At 63.4% G+C, this 24,700-nt stretch carries 20 protein-coding genes and 2 pseudogenes; 15 read left to right on the forward strand and 7 right to left on the reverse strand.

The window, feature by feature from the left end; all coding sequences use genetic code 11:
- Nucleotides 1-3 precede the first annotated feature (3 nt).
- Together AC5O5R_RS03750 and AC5O5R_RS03755 are read right to left on the reverse strand one after the other, a co-directional pair.
- Nucleotides 4-1,002: a methyltransferase gene (locus tag AC5O5R_RS03750; protein WP_494512091.1), complete on the reverse strand. Its 999-nt coding sequence runs from the start codon at nucleotides 1,000-1,002 to the stop codon at nucleotides 4-6.
- A 53-nt stretch (nucleotides 1,003-1,055) separates the two neighbouring features.
- Nucleotides 1,056-2,021, reverse strand: coding sequence for a 2-hydroxyacid dehydrogenase (locus AC5O5R_RS03755; RefSeq protein ID WP_172219979.1), 966 nt, complete (start codon nucleotides 2,019-2,021; stop codon nucleotides 1,056-1,058).
- Between the two features lie 241 nt (nucleotides 2,022-2,262).
- Here AC5O5R_RS03755 and AC5O5R_RS03760 point away from each other — a divergent pair, with 241 nt between their 5' ends.
- From AC5O5R_RS03760 to AC5O5R_RS03805, 10 genes are all read left to right on the forward strand, one after another.
- Nucleotides 2,263-3,945 carry a fatty acid--CoA ligase gene (locus AC5O5R_RS03760; RefSeq protein WP_172219983.1) on the forward strand — a complete coding sequence of 561 codons (1,683 nt, stop codon included), beginning with the start codon at nucleotides 2,263-2,265 and terminating at the stop codon, nucleotides 3,943-3,945.
- 332 nt (nucleotides 3,946-4,277) lie between these two features.
- Nucleotides 4,278-6,164 (forward strand): DUF1302 domain-containing protein, encoded by a 1,887-nt coding sequence (locus AC5O5R_RS03765; RefSeq protein ID WP_172219986.1) that lies wholly within the window; start codon nucleotides 4,278-4,280, stop codon nucleotides 6,162-6,164.
- A gap of 25 nt (nucleotides 6,165-6,189) precedes the next feature.
- A complete protein-coding gene (locus tag AC5O5R_RS03770) occupies nucleotides 6,190-7,554 on the forward strand; it encodes a DUF1329 domain-containing protein (protein WP_172219988.1) in 1,365 nt (454 codons plus the stop codon).
- Between the two features lie 234 nt (nucleotides 7,555-7,788).
- Nucleotides 7,789-10,506, forward strand: a complete 2,718-nt coding sequence (locus AC5O5R_RS03775) for a winged helix-turn-helix domain-containing protein (protein ID WP_494514968.1) — start codon at nucleotides 7,789-7,791, stop codon at nucleotides 10,504-10,506.
- Nucleotides 10,507-10,665: 159 nt separating this feature from the next.
- Nucleotides 10,666-12,273, forward strand: coding sequence for a tetratricopeptide repeat-containing response regulator (locus tag AC5O5R_RS03780; protein ID WP_172219994.1), 1,608 nt, complete (start codon nucleotides 10,666-10,668; stop codon nucleotides 12,271-12,273).
- Nucleotides 12,270-12,962: a sensor histidine kinase gene (locus AC5O5R_RS03785; RefSeq protein WP_172219997.1), complete on the forward strand. Its 693-nt coding sequence runs from the start codon at nucleotides 12,270-12,272 to the stop codon at nucleotides 12,960-12,962. The genes AC5O5R_RS03780 and AC5O5R_RS03785 overlap by 4 nt, the downstream gene beginning before the upstream one ends.
- Before the next feature lie 168 nt (nucleotides 12,963-13,130).
- Nucleotides 13,131-13,409 (forward strand): AbrB/MazE/SpoVT family DNA-binding domain-containing protein, encoded by a 279-nt coding sequence (locus AC5O5R_RS03790; protein ID WP_218584436.1) that lies wholly within the window; start codon nucleotides 13,131-13,133, stop codon nucleotides 13,407-13,409.
- Nucleotides 13,406-13,753 (forward strand): type II toxin-antitoxin system ChpB family toxin, encoded by a 348-nt coding sequence (locus AC5O5R_RS03795; protein ID WP_172220003.1) that lies wholly within the window; start codon nucleotides 13,406-13,408, stop codon nucleotides 13,751-13,753. Before AC5O5R_RS03790 ends, AC5O5R_RS03795 begins: the two co-directional genes overlap by 4 nt.
- Nucleotides 13,754-13,771: 18 nt before the next feature.
- The gene (locus tag AC5O5R_RS03800; RefSeq protein WP_172220006.1) at nucleotides 13,772-14,416 is read left to right on the forward strand and encodes an MBL fold metallo-hydrolase; all 645 of its coding nucleotides are present in this window, start codon (nucleotides 13,772-13,774) and stop codon (nucleotides 14,414-14,416) included.
- 109 nt (nucleotides 14,417-14,525) lie between these two features.
- A complete protein-coding gene (locus AC5O5R_RS03805; protein WP_172220009.1) occupies nucleotides 14,526-15,248 on the forward strand; it encodes a YiaD family glycine zipper/OmpA-like lipoprotein in 723 nt (240 codons plus the stop codon).
- A 34-nt stretch (nucleotides 15,249-15,282) separates the two neighbouring features.
- Here AC5O5R_RS03805 and pta read toward each other — a convergent pair whose 3' ends face one another.
- Together pta and AC5O5R_RS03815 are read right to left on the reverse strand one after the other, a co-directional pair.
- Nucleotides 15,283-17,370 (reverse strand): phosphate acetyltransferase, encoded by a 2,088-nt coding sequence (gene pta, locus AC5O5R_RS03810; RefSeq protein ID WP_172220012.1) that lies wholly within the window; start codon nucleotides 17,368-17,370, stop codon nucleotides 15,283-15,285.
- Nucleotides 17,371-17,401: 31 nt separating this feature from the next.
- Complete coding sequence (locus AC5O5R_RS03815) at nucleotides 17,402-17,704, reverse strand: DUF3565 domain-containing protein (RefSeq protein ID WP_172220036.1); 303 nt, start codon at nucleotides 17,702-17,704, stop codon at nucleotides 17,402-17,404.
- Between AC5O5R_RS03815 and AC5O5R_RS03820 the strand changes: the two genes are divergently transcribed.
- The gene (locus AC5O5R_RS03820; protein WP_172220015.1) at nucleotides 17,703-18,188 is read left to right on the forward strand and encodes an FKBP-type peptidyl-prolyl cis-trans isomerase; all 486 of its coding nucleotides are present in this window, start codon (nucleotides 17,703-17,705) and stop codon (nucleotides 18,186-18,188) included. The genes AC5O5R_RS03815 and AC5O5R_RS03820 overlap by 2 nt on opposite strands.
- A 145-nt stretch (nucleotides 18,189-18,333) precedes the next feature.
- Nucleotides 18,334-18,816 (forward strand): glutathione peroxidase, encoded by a 483-nt coding sequence (locus AC5O5R_RS03825; protein ID WP_172220018.1) that lies wholly within the window; start codon nucleotides 18,334-18,336, stop codon nucleotides 18,814-18,816.
- Nucleotides 18,817-18,894: 78 nt separating this feature from the next.
- Here the strand turns inward: AC5O5R_RS03825 and AC5O5R_RS03830 are convergent, their stop codons facing one another.
- Nucleotides 18,895-20,085, reverse strand: a complete 1,191-nt coding sequence (locus AC5O5R_RS03830) for a glycosyltransferase family 4 protein (protein WP_172220021.1) — start codon at nucleotides 20,083-20,085, stop codon at nucleotides 18,895-18,897.
- Between the two features lie 306 nt (nucleotides 20,086-20,391).
- Between AC5O5R_RS03830 and AC5O5R_RS03835 the strand changes: the two are divergent.
- Both AC5O5R_RS03835 and AC5O5R_RS03840 read left to right on the forward strand, forming a co-directional pair.
- Nucleotides 20,392-20,991: pseudogene (locus AC5O5R_RS03835) on the forward strand (PAS domain-containing protein); the annotation flags it as partial.
- A 228-nt stretch (nucleotides 20,992-21,219) separates the two neighbouring features.
- A pseudogene (locus AC5O5R_RS03840) lies at nucleotides 21,220-21,579 on the forward strand (methyl-accepting chemotaxis protein); the annotation flags it as partial.
- 112 nt (nucleotides 21,580-21,691) lie between these two features.
- Here the strand turns inward: AC5O5R_RS03840 and cysZ are convergent.
- Nucleotides 21,692-22,420, reverse strand: a complete 729-nt coding sequence (gene cysZ / locus AC5O5R_RS03845) for a sulfate transporter CysZ (RefSeq protein WP_172220027.1) — start codon at nucleotides 22,418-22,420, stop codon at nucleotides 21,692-21,694.
- Between the two features lie 329 nt (nucleotides 22,421-22,749).
- Between cysZ and trxB the strand changes: the two genes are divergently transcribed.
- The gene (trxB, locus tag AC5O5R_RS03850) at nucleotides 22,750-23,712 is read left to right on the forward strand and encodes a thioredoxin-disulfide reductase (protein WP_172286645.1); all 963 of its coding nucleotides are present in this window, start codon (nucleotides 22,750-22,752) and stop codon (nucleotides 23,710-23,712) included.
- An 87-nt stretch (nucleotides 23,713-23,799) separates the two neighbouring features.
- On the opposite strand, the gene nadC is transcribed toward trxB, so the two are convergent.
- The gene (nadC, locus tag AC5O5R_RS03855) at nucleotides 23,800-24,648 is read right to left on the reverse strand and encodes a carboxylating nicotinate-nucleotide diphosphorylase (RefSeq protein ID WP_494514969.1); all 849 of its coding nucleotides are present in this window, start codon (nucleotides 24,646-24,648) and stop codon (nucleotides 23,800-23,802) included.
- Between the last annotated feature and the right edge of the window lie 52 nt (nucleotides 24,649-24,700).

A 24,700-nucleotide genomic window follows, 5' to 3' on the forward strand; every position in this document is an offset into this window, starting at 1 on the left:
TTTTTATCCGGATGTTGCCCGGTAGATGCGGAAGCCGTCGGCCTCGTCACGTACCTGGCAGTTGCCCAAGGCGCCTTCGATCAACGGTTTGTAGCGCAGGAAGCTGTTGGCCACAAGGCGCATTTCGCCACCTTTTCGCAGATGAACGGCCGATTTTTTCAGCAAGTTTTCCGATGCCTGATAATGGGTGTGCACCCCGGTGTGGAACGGCGGGTTGCTCAGGATCAGGCTGAGGTCGGTGGGTGCCGCATCGATGCCGTCACCGCTGATCACATCACCCTCCAGGCCGTTGGCGGCCAAGGTCAGGCGGCTGGCGGCGACTGCGAAGGCATCCACGTCCAGCAGGGTCACCCGGCTTTGCGGGTAGCGGCGCTTGACCGTGGCGCCCAGTATTCCGGCACCGCAGCCAAAGTCCAGCACATGGCCGTTGGGCAGGCCATCCAGGTGCTTGAGCAGCAAGGCCGTACCGCGATCGAGGCGGCCATGGCTGAACACGCCCGGCAGGCTGACGACCTGCAACGGGCCGTCCTCCAGGGCCAGCTCGAAGCGTTCGGCCAGGCTTTCCAGCGGTTTTGCCTGCGGTGCATTGTCGATGGTCACCTGCCACAACTGGCAGTGCCGGGCGCTGTCGAGCTTGCGTGGCTTGCCAAGGGCCTGCAGCTGCCTGGCCGCGCCTTCGATGCCGCCACGTTTCTCGCCGACCAGGTACAGCACCCGGCCCGCCAGGCGCGAGGCCAGGGCATTGAGCAGGTAGGCGGCAAGCTCGCGGGACTTGGGCAGGAACAGCACGGCGCTGTCGAACGCGACTTCAGGCGGCTCCACCGCATAGTGGCTGCGGCCGGCGAAGCGGCTGTCGAGCATGGCCTGGTCGCCGGCATGCCAGGTCCAGGCCTGGGCCTGCGGCAACTGGCCGAGCAGGTCGTCGGCGGGGGCGCCGGCGATCAGCAGCGGCCCCTGGAACAGCTCTGCCTGGCGGAGCAACACTTCACTGCGCGGGTCCATGGACGACCTCTCCCGGAAAAAGTGGCGCAGTGTAGCAGAGGCGAGCGCCGGGCTCAGCTGACCACGCGGCGGGGCTGCCCGGCGAAGAAGGCCTGCACGTTTTCGCTGAGCTGGCCGACGATGCGCTGGCGTGACTCCACTGCGCCCCAGGCGCTGTGCGGGGTGATGATCAGCCGCGGAATACCGGCTTCGAGCAGCGGATTGCCGTTGACCGGCGGCTCCACGCTCAGCACGTCGGTGGCGGCGCCGCCGAGGTGGCCGCCGCGCAGGGCGTCGGCCAGCGCCTGTTCGTCGATCAGGCCGCCACGGGCGGTGTTGACCACCAGCGCACCGGGCTTGAGCATGGCCAGTTCGCGGGCGCCGAGCATGTGCCGGGTGTGCTCGTTCAGCGGGCAGTGCAGGGTCAGGGCATCGACTTGTGGCAGCAGTTCGTCCAGCGGCAGGCGGTCGGCGCGTTCCGGGCGGCCGGGAATCTGCCCGCTGAGCACGCGCATGCCGAACGCTTCGGCCAGGCGCGCGACCGCGCCGCCCAGCTCGCCATGGCCGAGCAGGCCGAGGGTTTTGCCTTCCAGTTCGACGATGGGGAAGTCCAGCAGGCAGAACTGGCTGGCCTTGGCCCACTGGCCCTCGGCTACCGCCTGGTTGTAGTCGCACAGCCGGGTGGCCAGGGCCAGCAGCAGGGCGAGGGTGTGCTGGGCTACCGACGGTGTGCCGTAGCCCTGGCAGTTGCACACGGTGATGCCCTGGGCCCGCGCCACCGCCATGTCGACATTGTTGGTGCCGGTGGCGGCCACCAGAATCAGCTTGAGCTGCGGGTTGGCGGCCAGTGCAGCAGCGTCGAGCATGACCTTGTTGCTGATCACCGCCACGGCCCCTTGCAGGCGTTCTGCCACTTGCTCCGGGCGGGTGGCGTCGAACAGCTCGAATTCATCGAACTGCTGCTTCAGTGGCGATAGGTCGAGGTCGCCAAGGTCCAGGGACTGGTGATCGAGAAACACGGCGCGACGCGGGCTGGGCATGGAGTTCTCCGGTGGCAGGACGGGTGATTGGGTTATGGCCATTCGCGGCGAAGAGGCCCTCAGCTCCACCAGATAACCTGAAGCTGCCGGCGCAGTGTCTAGCTCAACCTTGTCACCCGTCAACGCCCCCCGCTCATACCTTTGTCAGGCAAATCATTCCTTCGACTGATTTAGCCGTCACATTGGCGAACTACAGTAGTTGCCAGACTTGTCCGGCCCGCTTTTCAGAAAAGGGATACCCATGTTGCAGACCCGCATCATCAAACCCGCCGAAGGCGCCTACGCCTACCCGTTGCTGATCAAGCGCCTGCTGATGTCCGGCAGCCGCTACGAGAAGACCCGCGAAATCGTCTATCGCGACCAGTTGCGGCTGACTTATCCACAGCTCAACGAGCGGATCGCGCGGCTGGCCAATGTGCTCACCGAAGCCGGCGTAAAGGCCGGTGACACCGTGGCGGTGATGGACTGGGACAGCCACCGCTACCTGGAGTGCATGTTCGCCATCCCGATGATCGGTGCGGTGGTGCATACCATCAACGTGCGCCTGTCGCCCGAGCAGATCCTCTACACCATGAACCACGCCGAAGACCGCGTGGTGCTGGTCAACAGCGACTTTGTCGGCCTCTATCAGGCCATTGCCGGGCAGTTGACCACCGTTGACAAGACCCTGCTGCTGACCGATGGCGCGGACAAGACTGCCGAACTGCCCAACCTGGTTGGCGAGTACGAGCAACTGCTGGCTGCCGCCAGCCCGCATTACGATTTCCCGGATTTCGATGAAAATTCGGTGGCCACCACCTTCTACACCACAGGCACGACCGGCAACCCCAAGGGCGTGTACTTCACCCACCGGCAACTGGTGCTGCACACCCTGGCCGAAGCCTCGGTAACCGGCAGCATCGACAGCGTGCGCCTGCTGGGCAGCAACGATGTGTACATGCCGATTACTCCGATGTTCCATGTGCATGCCTGGGGCATTCCCTACGCTGCCACCATGCTCGGCATGAAGCAGGTGTACCCGGGGCGCTACGAGCCGGACATGCTGGTCAAGCTGTGGCGGGAAGAAAAAGTCACCTTTTCCCATTGCGTGCCGACCATCCTGCAGATGCTGCTCAACTGCCCGAACGCGCAGGGCCAGGACTTTGCCGGCTGGAAGATCATCATCGGCGGCAGCGCGCTGAACCGCTCGCTGTACCAGGCTGCCCTGGCGCGCGGCATTCAGCTGACTGCGGCGTATGGCATGTCCGAAACCTGCCCGCTGATCTCCGCCGCGCACCTGAACGACGAATTGCAGGCCGGCAGCGAAGATGAGCGCGTCACTTACCGCATCAAGGCGGGGGTCCCGGTGCCGCTGGTGGAGGCTGCCATCGTCGATGGCGACGGCAACTTCCTGCCCGCCGATGGCGAAACACAGGGCGAACTGGTGCTGCGTGCACCCTGGCTGACCATGGGCTACTTCAAGGAGCCGGAAAAGAGCGAGGAGCTGTGGCAGGGCGGCTGGCTGCATACCGGTGATGTCGCCACGCTCGATGGCATGGGCTACATCGACATCCGCGATCGCATCAAGGATGTGATCAAGACCGGTGGCGAATGGATTTCCTCGCTGGACCTCGAAGACCTGGTCAGCCGTCACCCGGCGGTGCGTGAAGTGGCGGTGGTGGGGGTGGCCGACCCGCAGTGGGGCGAGCGCCCGTTTGCCCTGCTGGTGGTGCGCGACGGCCAGTCTATCGACGCCAAGTCGCTCAAGGACCATCTCAAGCCGTTTGTCGAGCAAGGTCACATCAACAAATGGGCGATTCCAAGCCAGATCGCCGTTGTTACTGAAATTCCCAAGACCAGTGTCGGCAAGCTGGACAAGAAACGCATCCGCCAGGACATCGTCCAGTGGCAGGCCAGCAACAGCGCGTTCCTTTCCACGCTGTAACCACCCTGCGGGTCGTATGCGTCAGAATACGACCCGCATGCTAGAGCGGTCGGCGCCTTGCCAAATGGCAAAAATGCGCCATCCTTGAGCACTGCCAGCGCGCGATCGCAGCAATATCACAGCGAGTTGGCGGCACGGAGCGCAAATCACACTTTAGAGGGATCAAGCGCCTGTGCCTTGCTGGCTATAGTCGGGGCCAGGGGATTTTCAGGAAGGGGGAGGGCGGCATGCGCAACACATGTCGCCGCGGGCGCAAGCCTGCATACCGGTCGCACGGGCCGTTTCTGAAAGGACTCACTGCCATAACAAAAAAAGTACATGGAGTAGCGTCGATGAAATCTGCAAACCTGTTCTGGCGCCGGGCCAAGCTGCCCCTGGCCGTCAGCCTTGCTTCCACGCTCGCAAGTCCTGCTTTCGCTGTCAGTTTCAACATCGGTGAAATCGAAGGCCAGTTCGACTCGTCGCTCTCCATTGGCGCCAGTTGGTCGACCGCCAACCCCAACAAGAACCTGATCGGGGTGAACAACGGCGGCAAGGGCCTGTCGCAGACATCCGACGATGGCCACCTGAACTTCAAGAAAGGCGAGACCTTTTCCAAGATCTTCAAGGGCATCCATGACCTGGAGCTGAAGTACGGCGACACCGGCGTGTTCGTGCGCGGCAAGTACTGGTACGACTTCGAACTCAAGGATGAAAGCCGCGAGTTCAAGGACATCAGCGACTCCAACCGCAAGGAGGGCGCCAAGTCGTCCGGCGCCGAACTGCTCGACGCCTTCGTCTACCACAACTACGCCATCGGCGATCAACCCGGCTCGGTGCGCTTCGGCAAGCAGGTGGTGAGCTGGGGTGAAAGTACCTTCATCGGCGGCGGCATCAACTCGATCAACCCCATCGACGTGTCGGCGTTCCGCCGCCCGGGGGCCGAGATCAAGGAAGGCCTGATCCCGGTCAACATGTTCTACATCTCGCAGAGCCTGACCGACAACCTGTCGGCCGAAGCCTTCTACCAGCTCGAATGGGACCAGACGGTCGTCGACAACTGCGGCACCTTCTTCTCCCAGCCAGACATCATCGCCGACGGCTGTACCGACAACCTGCGCGTGCTCAACAGCAGCCGGGCGGTGCCTGCCGCGGCGCAGCAGTTCCTCGCCACCCAGGGCGTGAACATCAACGAAGAGGGCGTGATGGTGCGCCGTGGCGCCGACCGTGATGCGCGGGACAGCGGCCAGTTCGGTGTGGCCATGCGCTACATGTTCGAGCCGCTGGACACCGAATTTGGCGCGTACTTCATGAACTATCACAGCCGTGCGCCGATCTTCAGCGCCACCGGCGCCCCGGCGTCGGTGTTCTCCGGCATCGCCGGCCTGCCGGCACAGCTGCGTGCGCTGGCGCCGCTGATCGTGGCGGGCAACTCGCAGTACTTCGTCGAGTACCCCGAAGACATCCGCCTGTACGGCTTGAGCTTCTCTACCACGTTGCCAACCGGCACGGCCTGGAGCGGTGAGGTCAGCTACCGGCCCAACGCCCCGGTGCAGTTGAACACCACCGATATCCTGTTTGCCGGTGTTCGTCCACTGGGCGGTGCACTGACCAACGCTTCGCTGCTGGCGGGCACGCCCGGCCAGGACCTGCACGGCTATCGCCGCAAGGAAATCACCCAGTTCCAGACTACCCTCACGCACTTCTTCGACCAGGTGATGGGCGCCAGCCGCATGACCGTGGTGGGCGAGGTGGGCGTCACCCACGTCGGCGGCCTGGAGAACGCTCACGACACACGCTACGGTCGCGATCCGGTATTCGGCCCCGGCCCGCTGCCAGCCACCGGCGGTGCAGACACCTGCCAGGCACTCAATGCCAGCACCATCGCCGGTGCCGGTGCAGGTGCCTCCACCACCAACCTGAACCGCAAGTGCGAGAACGACGGCTATACCACCAGCACATCCTGGGGTTACCGCGCGCGTGTCATCTGGGACTACAACGACGTGTTCGCCGGTATCAACCTGAAGCCGAGCGTGGCCTGGTCGCACGACGTGTCCGGCTATTCGCCTGGCCCGGGCGCCAACTTCGAGGAAGGCCGCAAGGCTGTCAGCCTGGGTCTGGATGCCGAATACCAGAACACCTACACGGCGACCCTGTCGTACACCAACTTCTTCGACGGCAAGTACAGCACCGTGGATGACCGCGACTTTGTCGCCCTCAGCTTCGGCGTGAACTTCTAAGCACTCAGATCCAGGACGACACGACATGAACAAGACCAGAAGTCTGCTGCAAGCCGGTGTACTGGGCCTGTCCCTGCTGGCGACCAGCGTCATGGCTGCGGTATCCGCCGACGAGGCGGCCAAGCTGGGCAGCACCCTCACCCCGATGGGCGCGGAAAAGGCCGGCAATGCCGATGGCTCGATCGGCCCGTGGGAGCCATTGTCCAAGACTGCGGGCAGTGTTGACGGCAAGGGCTTCCTGTCCGACCCGTATGGCAGTGAAAAACCGCTGTTCACCATCACCGCGCAAAACGCCGAGCAGTACAAGGACAAGCTCTCGCCAGGCCAGCTGGCGATGCTCAAGCGCTACCCCGACACCTTCAAGATCCCGGTATTCAAGACCCACCGCGGCTCCACCGCGCCTGCCGACGTGTTCGCCGCCATCAAGGCCAACGCCACCAAGGCCACCCTGGTGGAAGGCGGCAACGGCCTGAACGACTTCCGCACCGCCGTGCCGTTCCCGATCCCTAAAAGCGGCCTGGAGGTGATCTGGAACCACATCACCCGCTACCGCGGTGGCAGCGTCAGCCGCCTGGTGACTCAGGCCACGCCGCAGCAGAACGGCTCTTTCAACCCGGTCTACTTCTCCGACCAGTTCGTCTTCCGCGACAAGATGAAGGACTACGACCCGAACAACCCGGGCAACATCCTGTTCTACTTCAAGCAGGAAGTGACTGCACCGGCGCGCCTGGCCGGTACCGTGCTGCTGGTGCACGAAACCCTCGACCAGGTAAAAGAGCCGCGCAAGGCATGGATCTACAACGCCGGCCAGCGTCGCGTGCGCCAGGCGCCGCAGGTGTCGTATGACGGCCCGGGCACCGCTGCCGATGGTTTGCGCACCTCGGACAACCTGGACATGTTCAACGGCGCGCCAGACCGCTACGACTGGAAGCTGGAGGGCAAGAAGGAGCTGTATATCGCGTCCAACGCCTTCAAGCTCGATGACCCCAAGCTGAAGTACACCGACATCATCAAGGCCGGGCACATCAACCAGGACCTGACCCGTTACGAGCTGCGCCGCGTCTGGCACGTGGTCGCAACCCTCAAGCCGGGCCAGCGGCACATCTACGCCAAGCGTGACTTCTACATCGACGAAGACACCTGGCAGGCGGCGGTGATCGACCAGTACGACGGCCGTGGCCAGCTGTGGCGCGTTTCCGAGGCACACGCCCAGCCGTACTACAACGTGGAAGTGCCATGGTACACCCTGGAAACCATCTACGACCTGCAGTCGGGTCGGTATCTGGCCCTGGGCATGAAGAACGAAGAGAAGCGCGCCTACGACTTCGGCTTCAGTGCCAGCAAGGCTGACTTCCAGCCTGCAGCGCTGCGCCAGTCGGGTATTCGTTGAGCCCTGCCTGACCCAACAACGCCCCGGCTTGCCGGGGCTTTTTTTATGGTCTGGCAATAAACCTGCTGAATACCTCGCCAAACCCCCGCTCCAGCCCCTGTCCATCAGCCATGTTGCTTTTTGTCGCAGTCTTTTCCAGGGCAATTGTTCCCATCATCTTCAAATGCGCAGCGTTACCCGCTAGTCTCGCAAGCATTCATATCGCCGTAGTCTTCCAACCGGAACGAGAAGGCCATGACAGATCTGTCCCGTACGCATGGATTCGCCAGCCAGGCCCTGGGCCTGCTGGACGGGCGTTTCTTCCGGCCGCCGCTGCCGGACGGCCATGTGCCGCGCCTGCGTTTGTGTCAGCGCTTGTACGCCGGCCTTGCTGGCCGGCTGCTGCTGGTCAATGCCCCGGCAGGTTTCGGCAAAAGCTCCCTGGCCATCGAGTTTTGCGAAGCATTACCTGAGCATTGGCGCAGCTTGTGGCTGGGCCTGAGCCAGCGCGATGCCGACCCTGGCCGCTTTCTCGAGCGCCTGCTCGAAGGCTTGCAGCAGTACTGCCCGGCGCTGGGCGGCCAGGCCATGGGCCTGCTGAAGATGCGCCAGCGGCATCAGCCGTTCGCCTTCGAGGAGTGGCTCGACGGCCTGCTCGACGAGCTCGCGCTCTACCTGCAAGCCGATACGCCGTTGCTGCTGGTGCTGGACGACTACCACCTGGCCCAGGGGCCGGTGCTCGACCGCTGCCTGCAGTTCTTCCTCAACCACTTGCCGCCCGGCCTGGTGTTGCTGGTCACCAGCCGCCAGCGCCCGGACTGGCACCTGGCACGCCTGCGCCTGTCCCGGCAACTGGTCGAGCTCAACGAACAGGACTTGCGCCTTACTGCCGAAGAGTCGCTGGCGGTGATTGGCCGCCAGCCCACCGGCTTGCGCGGCCAGGCCCTGGACAACCTGATCCAGCGCAGCGATGGCTGGGTTGCCGGTTTGCGCTTCTGGCAACTGGCGGCCAGCGAGAGCGCTGACGAGCAGGCATTGCCCCAGGCCCTGCACGGTGGCGAAGGCCTGATCCGTGACTACCTGCTTGAAGAAGTCATCGACATGCTGCCTGCCGAGGTCCAGGCCTTCCTGTATGAAACCGCCTGCCAGGAGCGTTTCTGCGCCGCCCTTTGCGACGCCCTGCGCGCGCGTCACGACAGTGCCGCAGTGCTGCGTTTCCTGCAGGCGCATCAAGTGTTCCTGGTGCCGCTGGACGAGCATGGCCACTGGTTTCGCTACCACCACCTGTTCTCCGACCTGCTGCGCAGCCGCCAGGCCAGCGAACCGCTGTCGGGCCTGCACCTGCGGGCATGTCGCTGGTTCGAAGCCCAAGGCCTGCTGGACGAGGCGGTGGAGCAGGCACTGCGTGCCGGCCACCTGGATGTCGCCGCCGACCTGGTGCAGAGCTTGTCCGAAGAGCAACTGCTGGCCGAACAGAATGTCGGCATGCTGCTGCGCTGGAAGATGGACCTGCCCGACAGCCTGCTGATCAGCACGCCGCGGCTGATCGTGCTGTACAGCTGGGCGCTGGGCCTGGCTTGCCAGCTGGACGCGGCCGAGGACCTGGCCGGTTACCTCAGCCGCTTCCTGCCCGCGCCATCGGCAACCGCGCAAAAGTCCATGCTGGCGCAGTGGCTGGCGCTCAGTGGTGTCATCGCCCGGGGGCGGGGCGACCGCGAGCTGACCCTGGCCTATTGCGGCGAAGCGCTGCAGAGCCTGCCGAACAAACGTTATGGCCAACGCCTGGTTTGCCTGTCGACGCTGTCCAACCTGGCCATTGCCGATGGAGACTTCTGGCGGGCCCGCGGCTGGAACCGCGAGGCTTTGGAACTGGCCCAGCGGGTCGGCAACCCGCTGTTCGAGGCGCTGGCCCATTACGACCGCGCGCGGGTGCTGCACGCCCGTGGCGAAGTATTGCGCGCGCTGGACGAAGTGCGCCAAGGCTTGCAGCGCCTGCAAGGGCTGTCGGCGCAGCGGCTGTATGCCGTGCGCGCGCGCCTGACGCTGTACGAGGGCTATCTGCTGGTCTCGCGCCTGCAGCCAGCCCAGGGCCGTGCGCGCCTGCGCGCGGGGCTGGGCGAGGCGCGGGCCTGCCGGGATATCAGCGTGCTCATCGGCCACTGCGTGATTGCCACGCTTGACGGCCGGGAGGGGCATTTTGCCGAGGCCTTTGCCGAACTGGCCGAGGCCGAACGGCTGATGCACATCTGGGATGTGCCGCCGGTGTACTACCTGGCCATGATCACCCTGGTCAAATGCGAGCTGTGGCTGGCCCAGGGGCGCACCGACCTTGCCGAGTCCTGGCTGCTGCGCCTGGGCCAGACCTATGGCGGCGAGCAACCGGCGGCGGCGCCGGAGTTCCACCCGCTGCTGCCATTGCACATCGAATTGCAGCAGGCGTTGCTCGAGCGTGTCCAGTCACGCCGTGATGAGGCCGTTCAGCGTCTGGCGGCCCTGGTCGAGCGTGGCCAGGCCAGTGGCGGCATGATGCTCACGGTCAGTGCCTTCAGCCAGTGGCTCGTGCTGTTGCTGGACGAAGGCCGGGAAGGGCAGGCCGTGCAATTGTTGCCAGGGTTGCTGGAGGCCGCCCAGGGGGGCGTACTGCAGCCTTTCCAGCCCCTGCTGGAGCGGCACCCGCAGTGGCTGCAGGAGCAGTTGCAGGTTACTGGCGCTTGTCCCGTAAGGGCAGAGCTGCTCAAGCGTTTGCCGCCGCTGCCAAGTGTGGGCCCCGGCAGCAGCGAGGCCCTCAGCGGCCGTGAACTGGCTGTGCTCGAGCTGATTGCCCAGGGCTGCTCCAATCAGCAGATCAGCGAGCGGCTGTTCATTTCGCTGCATACCGTGAAAACCCATGCCAGCCATATCAACAGCAAGCTCGGGGTGGAGCGTCGCACCCAGGCGGTGGCCAGGGCCAAATCCCTGGGGCTGCTGGTGTGAGGCTGGTCGTGCGGGGCATTGCCCGCTAAAGTGATGGCTTGGCGCCATGGTTTGTGGCCCGCAATGCTCTACCCTCATCTTTCCCGACCAGCTGCCGATACAGCGATCGGTGGCATCGCCTCGCGCGATTTTTCAATCATTCCAAGGCAGGTCGTGTTGATGCTGCAGTACGGGCAAAAGAGCTTTCTGATCGTCGACGACTTTACCGACTTCCGCACGTCGACGCGTTCCATGCTGCGCGAGTTGGGCGTGCGCGATGTGGACACCGCCGACAGCGGCGAGCAGGCGCTGCGCATGTGCGCGCAAAAGCGCTATGACTTCATCCTGCAGGACTTCCACCTGGGCGACGGCAAGAAGAACGGCCAGCAGGTACTCGAAGACCTGATCATCGACAAGCACATCAGCCATGAGTGCGTGTTCATCATGGTCACTGCCGAGAGCAGCCAGGCCATTGTCCTCAGCGCCATCGAGCACGAGCCCGATGCCTACCTGACCAAGCCGTTCAACCGGGTTGGCCTGGCCCAGCGTGTCGAGAAGCTGTTCCAGCGCAAAACGCTGCTGAAGCCGATTCTGCAGGCACTGGACCGCAATCGCCCGGCCGAGGTGCTGGCGGCCTGTGCCGAACTGTGCAAGAAGGACCCGCGTCTGGCGCCGCTGTGCCTGCGCTACCGGGCCGATGCCCTGCGCAACCTCAACCGTTTCGACGAGCTGGAAAAATTCCTCAAGGCTATCCTGGCCAGCCGTCCGCAGCCGTGGGTGTACACGGCGCTAGGCGCGCTGATGCACAAGCGCGGCCAGAATGCCCAGGCCCAGGGGGTTTACGAGCAGGCGCTGAAGGCGTTCCCGATCATGCCAGCCCTCTACGATGGCATGGCCGAGGTACTGGTGGCGCAAGGCGAAACCAGGCGCGCGCAGAACCTGCTTGAAGAAGCCGTGCGCCTGTCACCGCTTTCGGTGCGTCGGCAGTCGAAGCTGGGCAAGCTGGCGCTGGAGAACGAGGACTTCGAGAGCGCGTCGAAAGCGTTCCGCCATGCCGTCAACCAAGGCCAGAGCTCGCGCTACAAGGATGCCGAGAACAACCTTGGCCTGGTGCAGGCGCTGATGAGCAAGAACGCAGGCTTTGGCCTGGACGCCCGTACCCGGGTAGAAATCAACACCACGCTCAGCGAGGTGGCCAAGGAAAACCCCGAAGACCAGGGCTTGCAAGTGCGTGCGCGGATGATGAAGGCCGCCAGCCTGCAGCAGGCCGGCGACCCGGAAACCGCCGGCAAACTGACCGAACAGGCGATCCAGCGCCTGGACAAGATGAATCAGTTCTTCTCGGTCGATTCAGCCCTGACCGTTGCCGCGCAGTTGCAGGCGATGGGGCAGGAGGCCGCCGCAATCGGCGTGCTGAAAAGCTGTGTGGAAAGTTATGGCGATGACCCCAAGGTCATGGAAAAAGTGGGCAAGCTGACCGACGACCCCAACGTGCTCAACGCCATTACCGAAGCGGTCACCCTCAATCGCCAGGGTGTGCGCAGTTACCAGGGAGGGCAGCTCGGCGAGGCGTTGCAGTTGTTCCGCAAGGCGCTGGGTTTGCAGCCGAAGAACATCAGCATTGCCCTCAACACCGCCCAGGCGCTGCTGCGCATCGGTGGTGACAACCCTCAGCCGGCGATCATGCAGGAGTGCCGCGACGCCTTGACCAGCGTGTCCGGTATCCCTGGCAGCGACAACCGCTATGACCGTTACCGCAAACTGCACATCCGAGTGTTCGGCGCATGAATCAAGACAATCAGGGGCTGGATTTTTCCACGGTGATCGCCTCCACCGTGCACGACCTGAAGAGTTCCCTGGCGGCGCTGATCCAGTCCCACAGCCAGTGGGTCGAACGGTTGCCCGAGGAACTGCGCGGGGGGGCCGAGCAGGGCATCATGGAGCACGAGTTTCGCCACCTCAACGGCATGCTGGTGCAGTTGCTGGGGCTGTACAAACTGGGTGTGAACCAGTTGCCGGTGTGCCCGGACTACCACGAGCTGGACGACTTCATCGAAGCACAGCTGGCCGCGCACCAGGAAGTGCTGAAGCACAACGACATCCTCGCCACCTGGCGCATCGATACCGACAACCCGCTGGGCTTCTTCGACCGCGAGCTGGTGGCTTCGGTAATCGCCAACGTCATCACCAACGCCACCCGCTTTGCCGGCCACGCCTTGCTGATCACCATTGAAGAAGCAGACAACCAGCTGGCCATTTGCGTCAACGATGACGGCCCAGGTTATCCACAGCGCATGCTCGAGCGCCAGGAGGAGTACATCCAGGGCATCGACTGCACCAGCGGCAGTACCGGGCTGGGGCTGTATTTTGCGGCGCGGATTGCGGCGCTGCATGAAAGCAGCGGGGTGCGCGGGCGGATCGAGATTTCCAATGGCGGAGCACTTGGGGGCGGGTTGTTCAGGTTGTTCCTGCCTTGAACATGACGGACATGGTGTTTCGAATGTTTTCAGTTGGAAACTCATTTCCCAAGGTGATGTAAGGCATTTCCTTCACGTGATTGCAGGGCTTCTATCCTGAGCCGCCGAATGACAGTGTAGATACTACGTCTCTACATTTCGCTTGCAATCATCTGGAGGGTTTCTACTATGTATCTACCTTGGGAGATACTCATGCAAATCAAGATTCAGCAGTGGGGCAACAGCGCCGCCATCCGCTTGCCCGCCGCAGTGCTCAAACAGATGCGACTCGGTGTCGGTTCCACCCTGAACCTGGACGCAACGGGTGAGGCGCTGGTGCTTAAGCCCGTCAGGTCAAAACCTAAGTACACCCTTGAAGAGTTGATGGCACAGTGCGACCTGAACGCACCGGAGCCAGAGGATTTGGCTGTCTGGAACGCTATGCGCCCAGTAGGGCGTGAAGTGTGAAGCGGGTCAAGTTTGCAAGGGGCGATATTGTTCGCGTCAACCTCGACCCTGCAGCTGGGCGAGAGCAGCAGGGCATAGGGCGACCTGCACTAGTGCTCACTCCGGCAGCTTTTAATGCAGCAGGCCTGGCTGTGATCATCCCTATCACCCAAGGAGGTGGTTTTGCGAGGCATGCAGGTTTCGCTGTCACGCTCAGCGGTGCGGGAACGCAAACGCAGGGTGTGATGCTCTGCAACCAGATACGCACAGTGGACCTTGAGGCCCGCCTCGCCAAACGCATTGAGTCGGTACCCGAGGTTGTCATCCTTGATGCATTGGCTCGCGTGCAAACCCTATTCGATTAAACGGTTTTCGTATTTATCATGCAGAATCCATCGCCTGCCCTCATTCGCGAAACCTTCCCCGTAGGCCCCTTGCAGTGCAACTGCACACTCATCGGCGACCCGCTGACCAAAAAGGCCATCGTCGTCGACCCGGGCGGTGACCCGGAGAAGATCCTGGCCCGCCTGCAGGTACACGGCCTGACGCTGGCAAGCATCATCCATACCCACGCGCACTTCGATCACTTCCTCGCCTCGGGCAAGCTCAAGGCGCTGACCGGCGCCACGCTGCACCTGCACAAGGATGACCAGAGCCTGTGGGACAACCTGGAGATGCAGTGCCAGATGTTCGGCGTGCCGTACACGCCGGTACCGGCCCCAGACCACTGGCTGGCTGATGACGAGGAGCTGGCCTGCGGGTGCGGCGTGGCTTTGCATACGCCAGGCCACACCCCGGGCTCGATGAGCTTCTGGTTCGCCGACGCCAAGCTGCTGATCGCCGGCGATACGCTGTTCCGCCGTGGCATTGGCCGCACCGATTTGTGGGGCGGCGACCAGCGGGCTATCGTTCGTTCGATCAAGGAGCGGCTGTACCGGCTGGACGAAGAAGCCATCGTGGTGACCGGCCATGGGCCCGATACCCGGCTGGGTGACGAGATGCGCGAAAATCCCTTCGTGCGTGCGTGATGGCCGGTGAAAAAGCTTTCACGGAATTTTTCGTCGCCCGAGCGTTCCAAGGCTGGCATAGATCCGATTGCGATCTGCCGCATTTATGAATTTCAGTAGGAGCTTGTCCATGTTCACCATGCGTCGCCTGATTATCGTCGCAACTGCCGCGGCCCTGATGACCGGCTGTGCCGGCCAGAACCCTTATGACAACCAGGGTCAGGCGCAGGGCTCCTCGGGGATGAGCAAGACCGCCAAATACGGCGGCCTGGGCGCGCTGGCCGGTGCAGTCGCCGGCGCCGCCATCGACCACAACAACCGTGGCAAGGGTGCACTGATCGGCGCCGCCGCGGTGGGTGCCGCCGCCGCCGGCTATGGCTACTACGCCGACAAGCAGGAAGCCGCACTGCGTGCGCAAATGGCCAACACCGGTGTGGAAGTGCAGCGCCAGGGTGACCAGATCAAGCTGATCATGCCGGGCAATATCACCTTTGCCACCGACTCGGCCAACATCGCGCCAAGCTTCTATCAGCCGCTGAACAACCTTGCCGGTTCGTTCAAGCAGTTCAACCAGAACACCATCGAAGTGGTCGGCTTCACCGACAGCACCGGCAGCCGCCAGCACAATATGGACTTGTCTCAGCGCCGTGCACAGGCAGTCAGCGCCTACCTGACTTCGCAGGGTGTGGATGCCTCGCGTCTGTCGGTGCGTGGCATGGGCCCGGACCAGCCGATCGCCAGCAACGCCGACGCCAACGGCCGCGCGCAGAACCGCCGTGTGGAAGTCAACCTGAAGCCGATTCCGGGCCAGCAGTATGACCAGCAGCAAGGCCAGGTTCAGCAGTACCCCTGATTGATCCGCGGGGCTGCAACGCAGCCCCGGCTTGTTAGCGCACCACGCTGGCCTGGATGGCCGTCAGGGCAATGGTGTGCACGATGTCGTCCACCTGAGCCCCGCGCGGCAAGTCGTTCACCGGCTTGCGCAACCCCTGCAACATCGGCCCCAGGCTGACCCCGTCAGCACTGCGCTGCACAGCCTTGTGCGTGGTATTGCCCGTATTCAGGTCGGGGAACACGAACACCGTGGCCCGCCCGGCCACCGGGCTACCCGGCGCAATTTCCCGTGCAATGGCCGGGTTCGCTGCCGCGTCATACTGCAACGGCCCGTCGATCAGCAGCGCTTGCGTCGCGCCCTGTGCCAGGCGTGTCGCTTCGCGCACTTTCTCGACCTCTTCGTCGCTGGCCGAATCGCTTGAATAACTGATCATCGCCACCCGCGGCGCGATGCCGAAAGCCTGCGCCGATTCGGCGCTCTGTCGGGCAATCTCGGCCAGTTCGGCAGCGCTCGGATGCGGGTTCATCACACAGTCGCCGTACACCAGCACCTGCTCGGGGAACAGCATGAAGAACACCGACGACACCAGGCTTGAGCCCGGCGCGGTCTTGATCAGCTGCAGGGCAGGGCGGATGGTATTGGCGGTGGAATGCACCAGGCCGGAAACCAGGCCGTCCACTTCGTCCAGGGCCAGCATCATGGTGCCGATCACCACCGGATCTTCCAGTTGCTGCTCCGCCATCGGCGCATTCAGGTTCTTGCTCTTGCGCAGCTCGACCATCGGCTCCACGTAACGCCCGCGAATCAGCTCAGGGTCGAGGATCTCCAGGCCGGGCGGCAGGGTGATGCCTTGGGCGCGGGCCACAGCGTCGACATCTTCGGGCTTGGCCAGCAGCACGCAGCGGGCAATGCCACGGGCCTGACAGATGGCGGCAGCCTGAACCAGCAGTGGCTCGGCGCCTTCGGGCAGGACGATGCGCTTGTTGGCCTGTTGTGCACGCTGGATCAGCTGGTAGCGGAACACAGCCGGTGACAGGCGCAGTTCCCGCGGGGTGCCGCAGCGCTGGTGCAGCCACGCCGCGTCGAGGTGGCTGGCGACGAAGTCGGTGATGAACTCGGCGCGCTCGCGGTCGTCCACCGGGATTTCACGGTTCAGCGAGTTGAGCTGGTTGGCGGTGTCGTACGAGCCGGTGCTGACCGACAGGATCGGCAGCCCGGCCTGTAGGGCACCGCGGCACAGGCCGAGGATGCGCGAGTCGGGCTTGCTGTCACTGGTCAGCAGCAGGCCGGCCAGCGGCACGCCATTGATTGCTGCCAGGCTGACGGCGAGGATGATGTCGTCGCGGTCGCCCGGGGTTACCACCAGGGTGCCCGAGGTCAGCAGCGGCACCGTGTTGGCCACCGTGCGCGCGCAAATGATGATCTTGCTCATGCGCCGTTGCTCGTAGTCGCCGGCATTGAGCACCTGGGCGCCAAGCAGGTCTGCCACGTCACGGGTACGCGGGGCGTTCAGTTCCGGCTGAAAGGGGATGCAGCCGAGCAGGCGGAAGTCGTTGCCGCGCAGCAAGGGCGAGTGCTCGCGCAGGCGCGTGGCGAAGTCTGCCATGGTTTCATCGGTGCGCACTTTGTTGAGGATCACCCCGAGCACCTTGGGGTCGCGCGGGCCGCCGAACAGCTGTGCCTGCAGTTCAACCCGGCCAGACAGCTCGCTCAGCACTTCGTTTTCCGGTGCCGACACCAGGATAACTTCGGCATCCAGGCTTTTGGCCAGGTGCTGGTTGACCCGCGCCGCATAGCTGGCATGCCGCGTGGGCACCATGCCCTCGACCACCACCACGTCATTGCCGACGCAGGCTTGCTGGTACAGGCGGATGATTTCTTCCAGCAACTCGTCCAGCTGGCCGTCGCCGAGCATGCGCTCGACCTGGCCCAGGCTCAGCGGCACGGGGGGCTTGATGCCGTGGGTACGGGCCATCAGTTCGGTGGAGCGTTCTGGGCCGGTGTCACCCGGGTGAGGTTGGGCGATCGGCTTGAAGAAGCCGACCTTCAGGCCGGCGCGCTCCAGGGTGCGCACCAGGCCCAGGCTGATCGAAGTCAGGCCGACACCGAAGTCGGTCGGCGCAATGAAAAAAGTCTGCATGCGTGCTTCTCGAAATAAGCGGTGCAAGAAATTAACGGCCAAGGGTAGCGCTATCGGCCCCTTGTGCGCACCAGCCGCAAGCGAAAGGTTGGCCGATGTGCTGCGCGCGCAGTACTGGGTCGAGTACCCACGGCCTGGCCTGCCACGGCGGCTGATGCCGCAGGTGCTGGGTGTGGCCGCACGACAGTTCGGCCACCCAATGGCCTTCATCGTCCTGATGGAAGCCGGTGATCCGACTGATGGGCCGTTGCTCGTCCGCAGCGCGTTCGCAATCGGGCGATGGCTTGGTTACACTTGTCCGCTCTACATTCTTTTGCAAAAGGTCTTGCCCCATGCTGATCGCCGCCAACAAGGCTGTCTCCATCGACTATACCCTGACCAACGACGCCGGGGAGACCATCGACAGCTCCGCCGGTGGTGCGCCGCTGGTTTACCTGCACGGTGCCGGCAACATCATCCCGGGCCTGGAAAAAGCCCTGGAAGGCAAGCAGGCCGGTGACGAGCTGAACGTTTCCATCGAGCCGGAAGACGCCTACGGCGAATACCTGGCCGAACTGGTCAGCACCCTGAACCGCAGCATGTTCGAAGGCGTCGACGAGCTGGAAGTGGGCATGCAGTTCCACGCTTCCGCGCCGGACGGCCAGATGCAGATCGTCACCATCCGTGACCTGGACGGCGACGACGTCACCGTTGACGGCAACCACCCACTGGCTGGCCAGCGCCTGACCTTCCAGGTCAAGGTAGTTGACGTGCGTGATGCCAGCGAAGAAGAAATCGCTCACCGTCACATCCACGGTGAAGGTGGCCATCACCACTGATTTTCTGCGCTAAGCTCAGAAAGTCGCCAGGCGCTCGGGCAAACCGATTTGCCTTCCTTCGGGAGGTAGACGGTTTGGACGGGCGCCTTTTTAGTGGGCGGAATTCGCCTGCGCGGCAACCGGGAATCTGAGAGGGGATTTCATCATGAGTGCATTTCACGACCTGAAACTGGACAGGCTGGACGGTGGCGAGCTGCCCCTTGCACCGTTCAAGGGCCAAGTGGTGCTGGTGGTCAACGTTGCCTCCAAGTGTGGCCTGACGCCGCAATACAAGGCGCTTGAGAACCTCTACCAGGATTACAAGGACAAAGGCTTCAACGTGCTTGGCCTGCCGTGCAACCAGTTTGCCGGCCAGGAGCCGGGCAGTGAAAAGGACATTCAGGAATTCTGCAGCCTCAACTACGGGGTGAGTTTTCCGTTGGGGGCCAAGCTGGAAGTGAACGGGCAGGGCCGCCATTCGCTGTATCGCCTGCTGGCGGGTGAAGGCGCCGAGTTCCCAGGCGACATCACCTGGAACTTCGAGAAGTTTCTGGTGGGCAAGGACGGGCGGGTGCTGGCACGCTTTTCGCCACGCACGGCGCCGGATGATCCGGCAGTGGTGCAGGCGATCGAGAAGGCGCTGGGCTGATAAGCCTGCTCCGTATCAAGGCTGCCAGGTGCCTGGCACGGGATCTTCAGTGCCTGTGAGATCGAGCGCCACTCGATTTCACTGGCGCTGAAAACCCTGCGTCGAACCCCCAGCCTGAACACCGCTTCGACGGCAAGCACTGAACAAAAACCCCTCAAACTGCTCGACAATCCCCGGCCAGCCCTGACGACTGGCATGCTGCCGGGCATTCAACCGCACCCGGCGCAACGTTTCCTCTTCCTCCAGCAACCAGCCAGCTGCATCGATGAACGCCGCCTGATCCCCCGGCATGGCCAACGCGCCGCTGTGGCCGTGGCGAATATGCTGCGCTGCCGCCGCCTCGTCATACGCCACCACTGCCAGCCCTGAGGCCATGGCCTCAAGTACCACATTGCCGAAGGTCTCGGTCAGGCTCGGGAACAGGAACAGGTCACCGCTGGCATAGTGCTCGGCCAGTACCTCCCCGCGCTGGGCGCCGCAGAAAATCGCATCCGGCACCTGCTGCTCAAGCGCGGCGCGCTGCGGGCCGTCACCCACCACGACCAGGCGCAGGCGTTTCTGTGGATAAGTCTTCTGCAATGCCTCCAGGCAAGGGCGCAGCAGGCCCAGGTTCTTTTCCACCGCCAGCCGGCCGACATGCAGCACGGCGATGTCTTGCGGGCCTAGGCCCCAGCTTTCACGCAACGCCAGATTGCGCCGGGCCGGGTTGAACAGGCAGGCATCCACACCTCGGGCCAGCAGTTCCAGGCGTTCGAAACCACGGCGCTCCAGTTCCAGGCGTTGGCTGAGGCTAGGGACCAACGTGCTGGCCGTGCGCCGATGGAACCAGCGCAGGTAGTGCGTGAGCAGGCGCGCCAGCAGCCCCAGGCCGTACTGGCCGGAGTACTGCGGGAAGTTGGTGTGAAAGCCGCTGACCACGGCAATCCCCAGGCGCCGGGCCGCGCGCAGCGCGCTGAGCCCCAACGGCCCTTCGGTGGCGATGTACAGCACATCCGGGCGCTGTCGCCGCCAGCGGCGCAACAGCTTGTGCATGGACACCTCGCCCCACTGCAAGCCCGGGTACCCAGGCAGGCCCCAGCCACGGCACAGCATCAGCTGCGGGTCGTTGTGCACGGGCCCTTCACCGGCCTGACGCGGCCGCACCACCTCGACTTCATGGCCACGCTGGCGCAACCCTTCACTCAGGCGGCCAAGGGTATTGGCCACGCCGTTGATCTCGGGCGGGAAGGTTTCGCTGACCAAGGTGATACGCAGGGCGGGTGTATTCATGACAAAAAGTTTCCGCCTGCGGGGTTGCGTGAATGTGACTGCCATGTGACGTACTGATGACGCCTGACCAGCAACACGCTGCGCCTTATGAATATTTCCTTTTATGGCACTCAAGAAGGTGTCCCTGGCAGCCGATGAAGATGCATTCGACTACCGATGCGCTCCAGGAGTGCGGTGATGTTCAACAACAAGCTCAAGCAAGAAATCCGGCAGCTGCGCGAAGACCTGATGTCCATCGAACAGGTCAAGAGTAGCCTCGACAGCGAAATGCTGGTGCTGCAGCTCGACCCCCAGGGACGGATCGAGATGGTCAATGGCAACTTCGAGAGCGAGATGCTCTACCGCGCCGATCAATTGCTTGGACGCAGCATCGAGGACATCGTCCCCGCCCATGTGAAGTCGCTGGACTTCTACCAGCGCATGAAAAGCGCGATCAGCCGTGGCGAACACCTCAATGGCGCGTTCCGCCTGCTGCGCGGCAACGGCCATGAAGCCTGGTTGCGGTCGATCCTGCAGCCGGTCAAGAACAGCGAAGGGCGCATCAAGTACTTCACCATGCACTCCAGCGACCTTACCCGCACCATCGAGACATCCCGCGAGCACGAAAGCCTGATCAAGGCATTGATGCGCTCTACCGGCGTGATCGAATTCGACCTCAACGGCACCATCCTCACCGCCAACGAGCGCTTCCTGGCTGCGGTCGGCTACCGCCTGGAGCAGATCCGCGGCAAGCACCACCGCATGTTCTGCGAGCCGGAGGAGGCCAACTCGGTCGGCTACCAGGCGTTCTGGGACAAGCTGCGCCGTGGCGAATACGTTGCCGACCGCTTCAAGCGTATCGATGCCCATGGCCGGGTGATCTGGCTGGAAGCATCGTACAACCCGCTCTTCGACGCCCACGATGTGCTGTACAAGGTGGTCAAGTTCGCCACCGTGATCACTGACCAGGTCAATCAGGAGCAGGCCGTGGCCGAAGCGGCAGACGTGGCCTACAACACCTCGCTGGGCACCGATGCCAGTGCGCGCAAGGCCACTGCTGTGGTGACCCAGAGCGTCAGCGTGATGCGTGGCCTGGAAGCCTCGATGCAAGAGGCGGCCGAGGGGATCCAGGCGCTGGACACCCAGTCCCGGGTGATCGGTTCGATCATCAAGACCATCAGCGACATCGCCGGGCAGACCAATCTGCTGGCGCTGAACGCAGCCATCGAAGCTGCCCGCGCGGGCGAGCAGGGCCGGGGGTTTGCCGTGGTTGCCGACGAAGTGCGCCAGCTGGCTTCGCGCACCAGCACCGCGACCGAGGAAATCGCCCGGGTGGTGCAACAGAACGAGCAACTGGCCCAGGCGGCGGTATCGATCATCGATACCAGCAAACGCCAGGCCGAGCAGGGGTTGGCGCTGGCCGATGAGACCGGCAGCGTGATTGTCGAGATTCAGGACGGGGCGAAGCGGGTGGTGGATGTGGTCGGGCAGTTTTCCAGCCGGTTGGGGCAGTAGCAGCCAAGTAACCGGGGCCGCTCTGCGGCCCATCGCCGGCAAGCCGGGCTCCCACACTTACGGCATAGCCCTCAAGTTCTGCAGGGCCCAAGTGGGAGCCTGGACGCTGTACTCAGTTGCGCTCGCGCACCCAGAACAACGTAGCCCCGGCCACCGCCGCCGGCATCATCAGCACGTTCACCCCCGGAATCATCAGCGCCAGGTAGGTGATGCCGCCAAAGCCCAGCGACTGCCAGCGTTTTTGCCGCAGCCAGGCGAGCATGTCCTGCCAGCTCATCTTGTTGTTGTCTGCCGGGTAGTCGATGTACTGGATGGCCATCATCCATACCCCGAACATCAGCCACAGCGGCGCGGCGATTACATTGACTACCGGGATGAGCGAGAGGATGAACAGGCCGATGGCCCGTGGCAGGAAGTAGCCCAGCTTGCGCATTTCGCGGCTGAAGGTGCGTGGCACCATGGCCGCCAGCTCACCCCAGCTGAACGCCGGGAAGGTGTCTTCGCCACGTACCACCACCTCGACCTTTTCTGCCAGGAAGCCATTGAACGGTGCGGCAATGATGTTGGCCACCAGCGTGAAGGTGAAGAACACCATCAGCACCAGCAAGGCAACGAACAGCGGCCAGAGTATGTAGCTGAGGAAGCTCAACCAGTCTGGCAGCGTCGGCATCAGGGCATCCAGCCACAGGCTGAACTGGTGCCCGGCGAAGTAGACCATGCCACCGAACAGCAACAGGTTGACCGCCAGCGGCAGCAGCACGAACAACCGCAGGTTGGGGCTCAGCACCAGTTTCAGGCCTTCGCGAAGGTATTGGGGGCCAGAGAGGACAGGGGCTTGCATCGAGGTACTCCGCAAAGAAGGAAAACGCGCTGACCTTACCGAGTTTGCCGCGCCGACGAAAGGCGGGCAGCCAGGGGGAAACCGGCTGTAACAAAAGCGCCAGGCATTGGCAGTCGATGAAATCACGGCATAGAGGATGCCTATGAGGTGGATTGTCGAAGGATATTTCCTTAATCTTTGCGACCTCGCTACAGTGCGCTCAACTTTCCGCTTTCCGGGCCTGTGCGTTGTAGCCTTCCCCAAGTGCTGCGTGGGCCCCTTTTAATTTTCCAGCTGGCGCAGCCGGTACACCGATGCCGGCCCTGCGGCCCGCTCGACAGGAGTTCGACATGTCTGAAGTACGTCATTCGCGCGTCATCATTCTGGGTTCCGGCCCTGCCGGTTACAGCGCTGCGGTGTATGCCGCCCGTGCCAACCTCAAGCCGCTGCTGATCACCGGCATGCAGGCGGGTGGCCAGCTGACCACCACAACCGAAGTCGACAACTGGCCGGGCGACCCACACGGCCTGACTGGCCCGGCCCTGATGCAGCGTATGCAAGAGCACGCCGAGCGCTTTGAAACCGAAATCGTCTTCGACCACATCAACGCCGTCGACCTGGCCAACAAGCCGTTCACCCTGCAAGGTGACAGCGGCACATACACCTGCGACGCGCTGATCATCGCCACTGGCGCCAGCGCCCGCTACCTTGGCCTGCCTTCGGAAGAGGCGTTCATGGGCAAGGGTGTTTCGGCCTGTGCCACCTGTGACGGCTTCTTCTACCGCAACAAGCCGGTGGCGGTAGTGGGCGGCGGCAACACTGCGGTGGAAGAGGCGCTGTACCTGGCCAACATCGCCAGCAAGGTGACCCTGGTGCACCGTCGCGAGACTTTCCGCGCCGAGAAGATCCTGGTCGACAAGCTGAACGCCCGTGTCGCCGAAGGCAAGATCGAGCTCAAGCTCAATGCCACCCTGGACGAAGTGCTGGGTGACAACATGGGCGTGACCGGTGCGCGCCTGAAGAACAACGACGGCAGCAGCGACGAAATCAAGGTCGACGGCGTATTCATCGCCATTGGCCACACCCCGAACACCTCGCTGTTCGAAGGCCAGCTGACCCTGAAGGACGGCTACTTGGTGGTTGCCGGCGGCCGTGAAGGCAATGCCACCGCCACCAATGTCGAAGGCGTGTTTGCCGCTGGGGACGTGGCGGACCACGTTTACCGCCAGGCCATTACCTCGGCCGGTGCTGGCTGCATGGCGGCGCTGGACGTCGAGCGTTACCTGGACGGGCTGGCCAACGCTTCGTTCTGATTCAAGTGGGGCGGGGGTCGCTTTGCGGCCCTTTGCAAACAACAAAAAACCGGCTCGATGGCCGGTTTTTTGTTGTTTGCAATCAGCTCACAGGCTCAACCGCATCGACAGGTCGACCGCCTTCACATCCTTGGTCATCGCACCGATCGAGATGTAGTCCACGCCGGTCTCGGCAATCTCCCGCAGGGTTGTCTCGTTGACCCCGCCACTGGCCTCGAGCTTGGCTTTGCCAGCAGTAATGCCCACTGCTTCGCGCATTTCATCCAGGTTCAGTTCGTCAAGCATGATGATGTCGGCGCCTGCGTCCAGTGCCTGGCGCAGTTCGTCCAGGCTTTCCACCTCGATTTCCACCGGCTTGCCCGGCGCAATGCGGTGGGCCGCCGCCACGGCTTGAGGCACACCGCCGCTGGCGGCGATATGGTTTTCCTTGATCAGGAAGGCGTCGTACAGGCCGATGCGGTGGTTGTCGCAACCGCCACAGGTAACTGCGTACTTTTGCGCCAGCCGCAGGCCCGGCAGGGTTTTACGGGTATCCAGCAGGCGCACCTGGGTGCCCTCCACCAGGTCCGCCAGGAACCGCGCACGGGTGGCCACCCCAGACAGCAGCTGCAAGAAGTTCAGCGCACTGCGCTCACCGCTCAGCAGCGAACGGGCCGGCCCTTCGAGGTGGAACAGTGGCTGGTTGGCCTTGGCGCGTTCGCCGTCGGCCACCTGCCAGTGCACTGCCACGCGCGGGTCGAGCTGGCGGAATACCGCATCGACCCAGGCCGTGCCGGCGATCACACAGTCTTCGCGGGTGATGATGGTGGCCTTTGCCAGGCGCTCGGCCGGGATCAACTGCGCGGTTATATCGCCACTGCCGATGTCCTCCAACAGTGCGCGGCGCACATTGGCTTCGATTTCAGCGGTCAGGTCGGCGAGGCGTAGGTTCGGCATGGTCTGCTCCAAAAGCTAGATGCCCGCGATTATAGGGCAGGGGACCTAGGTG

It is taken from the genome of Pseudomonas sp. 8_5_2 (assembly GCF_059295255.1).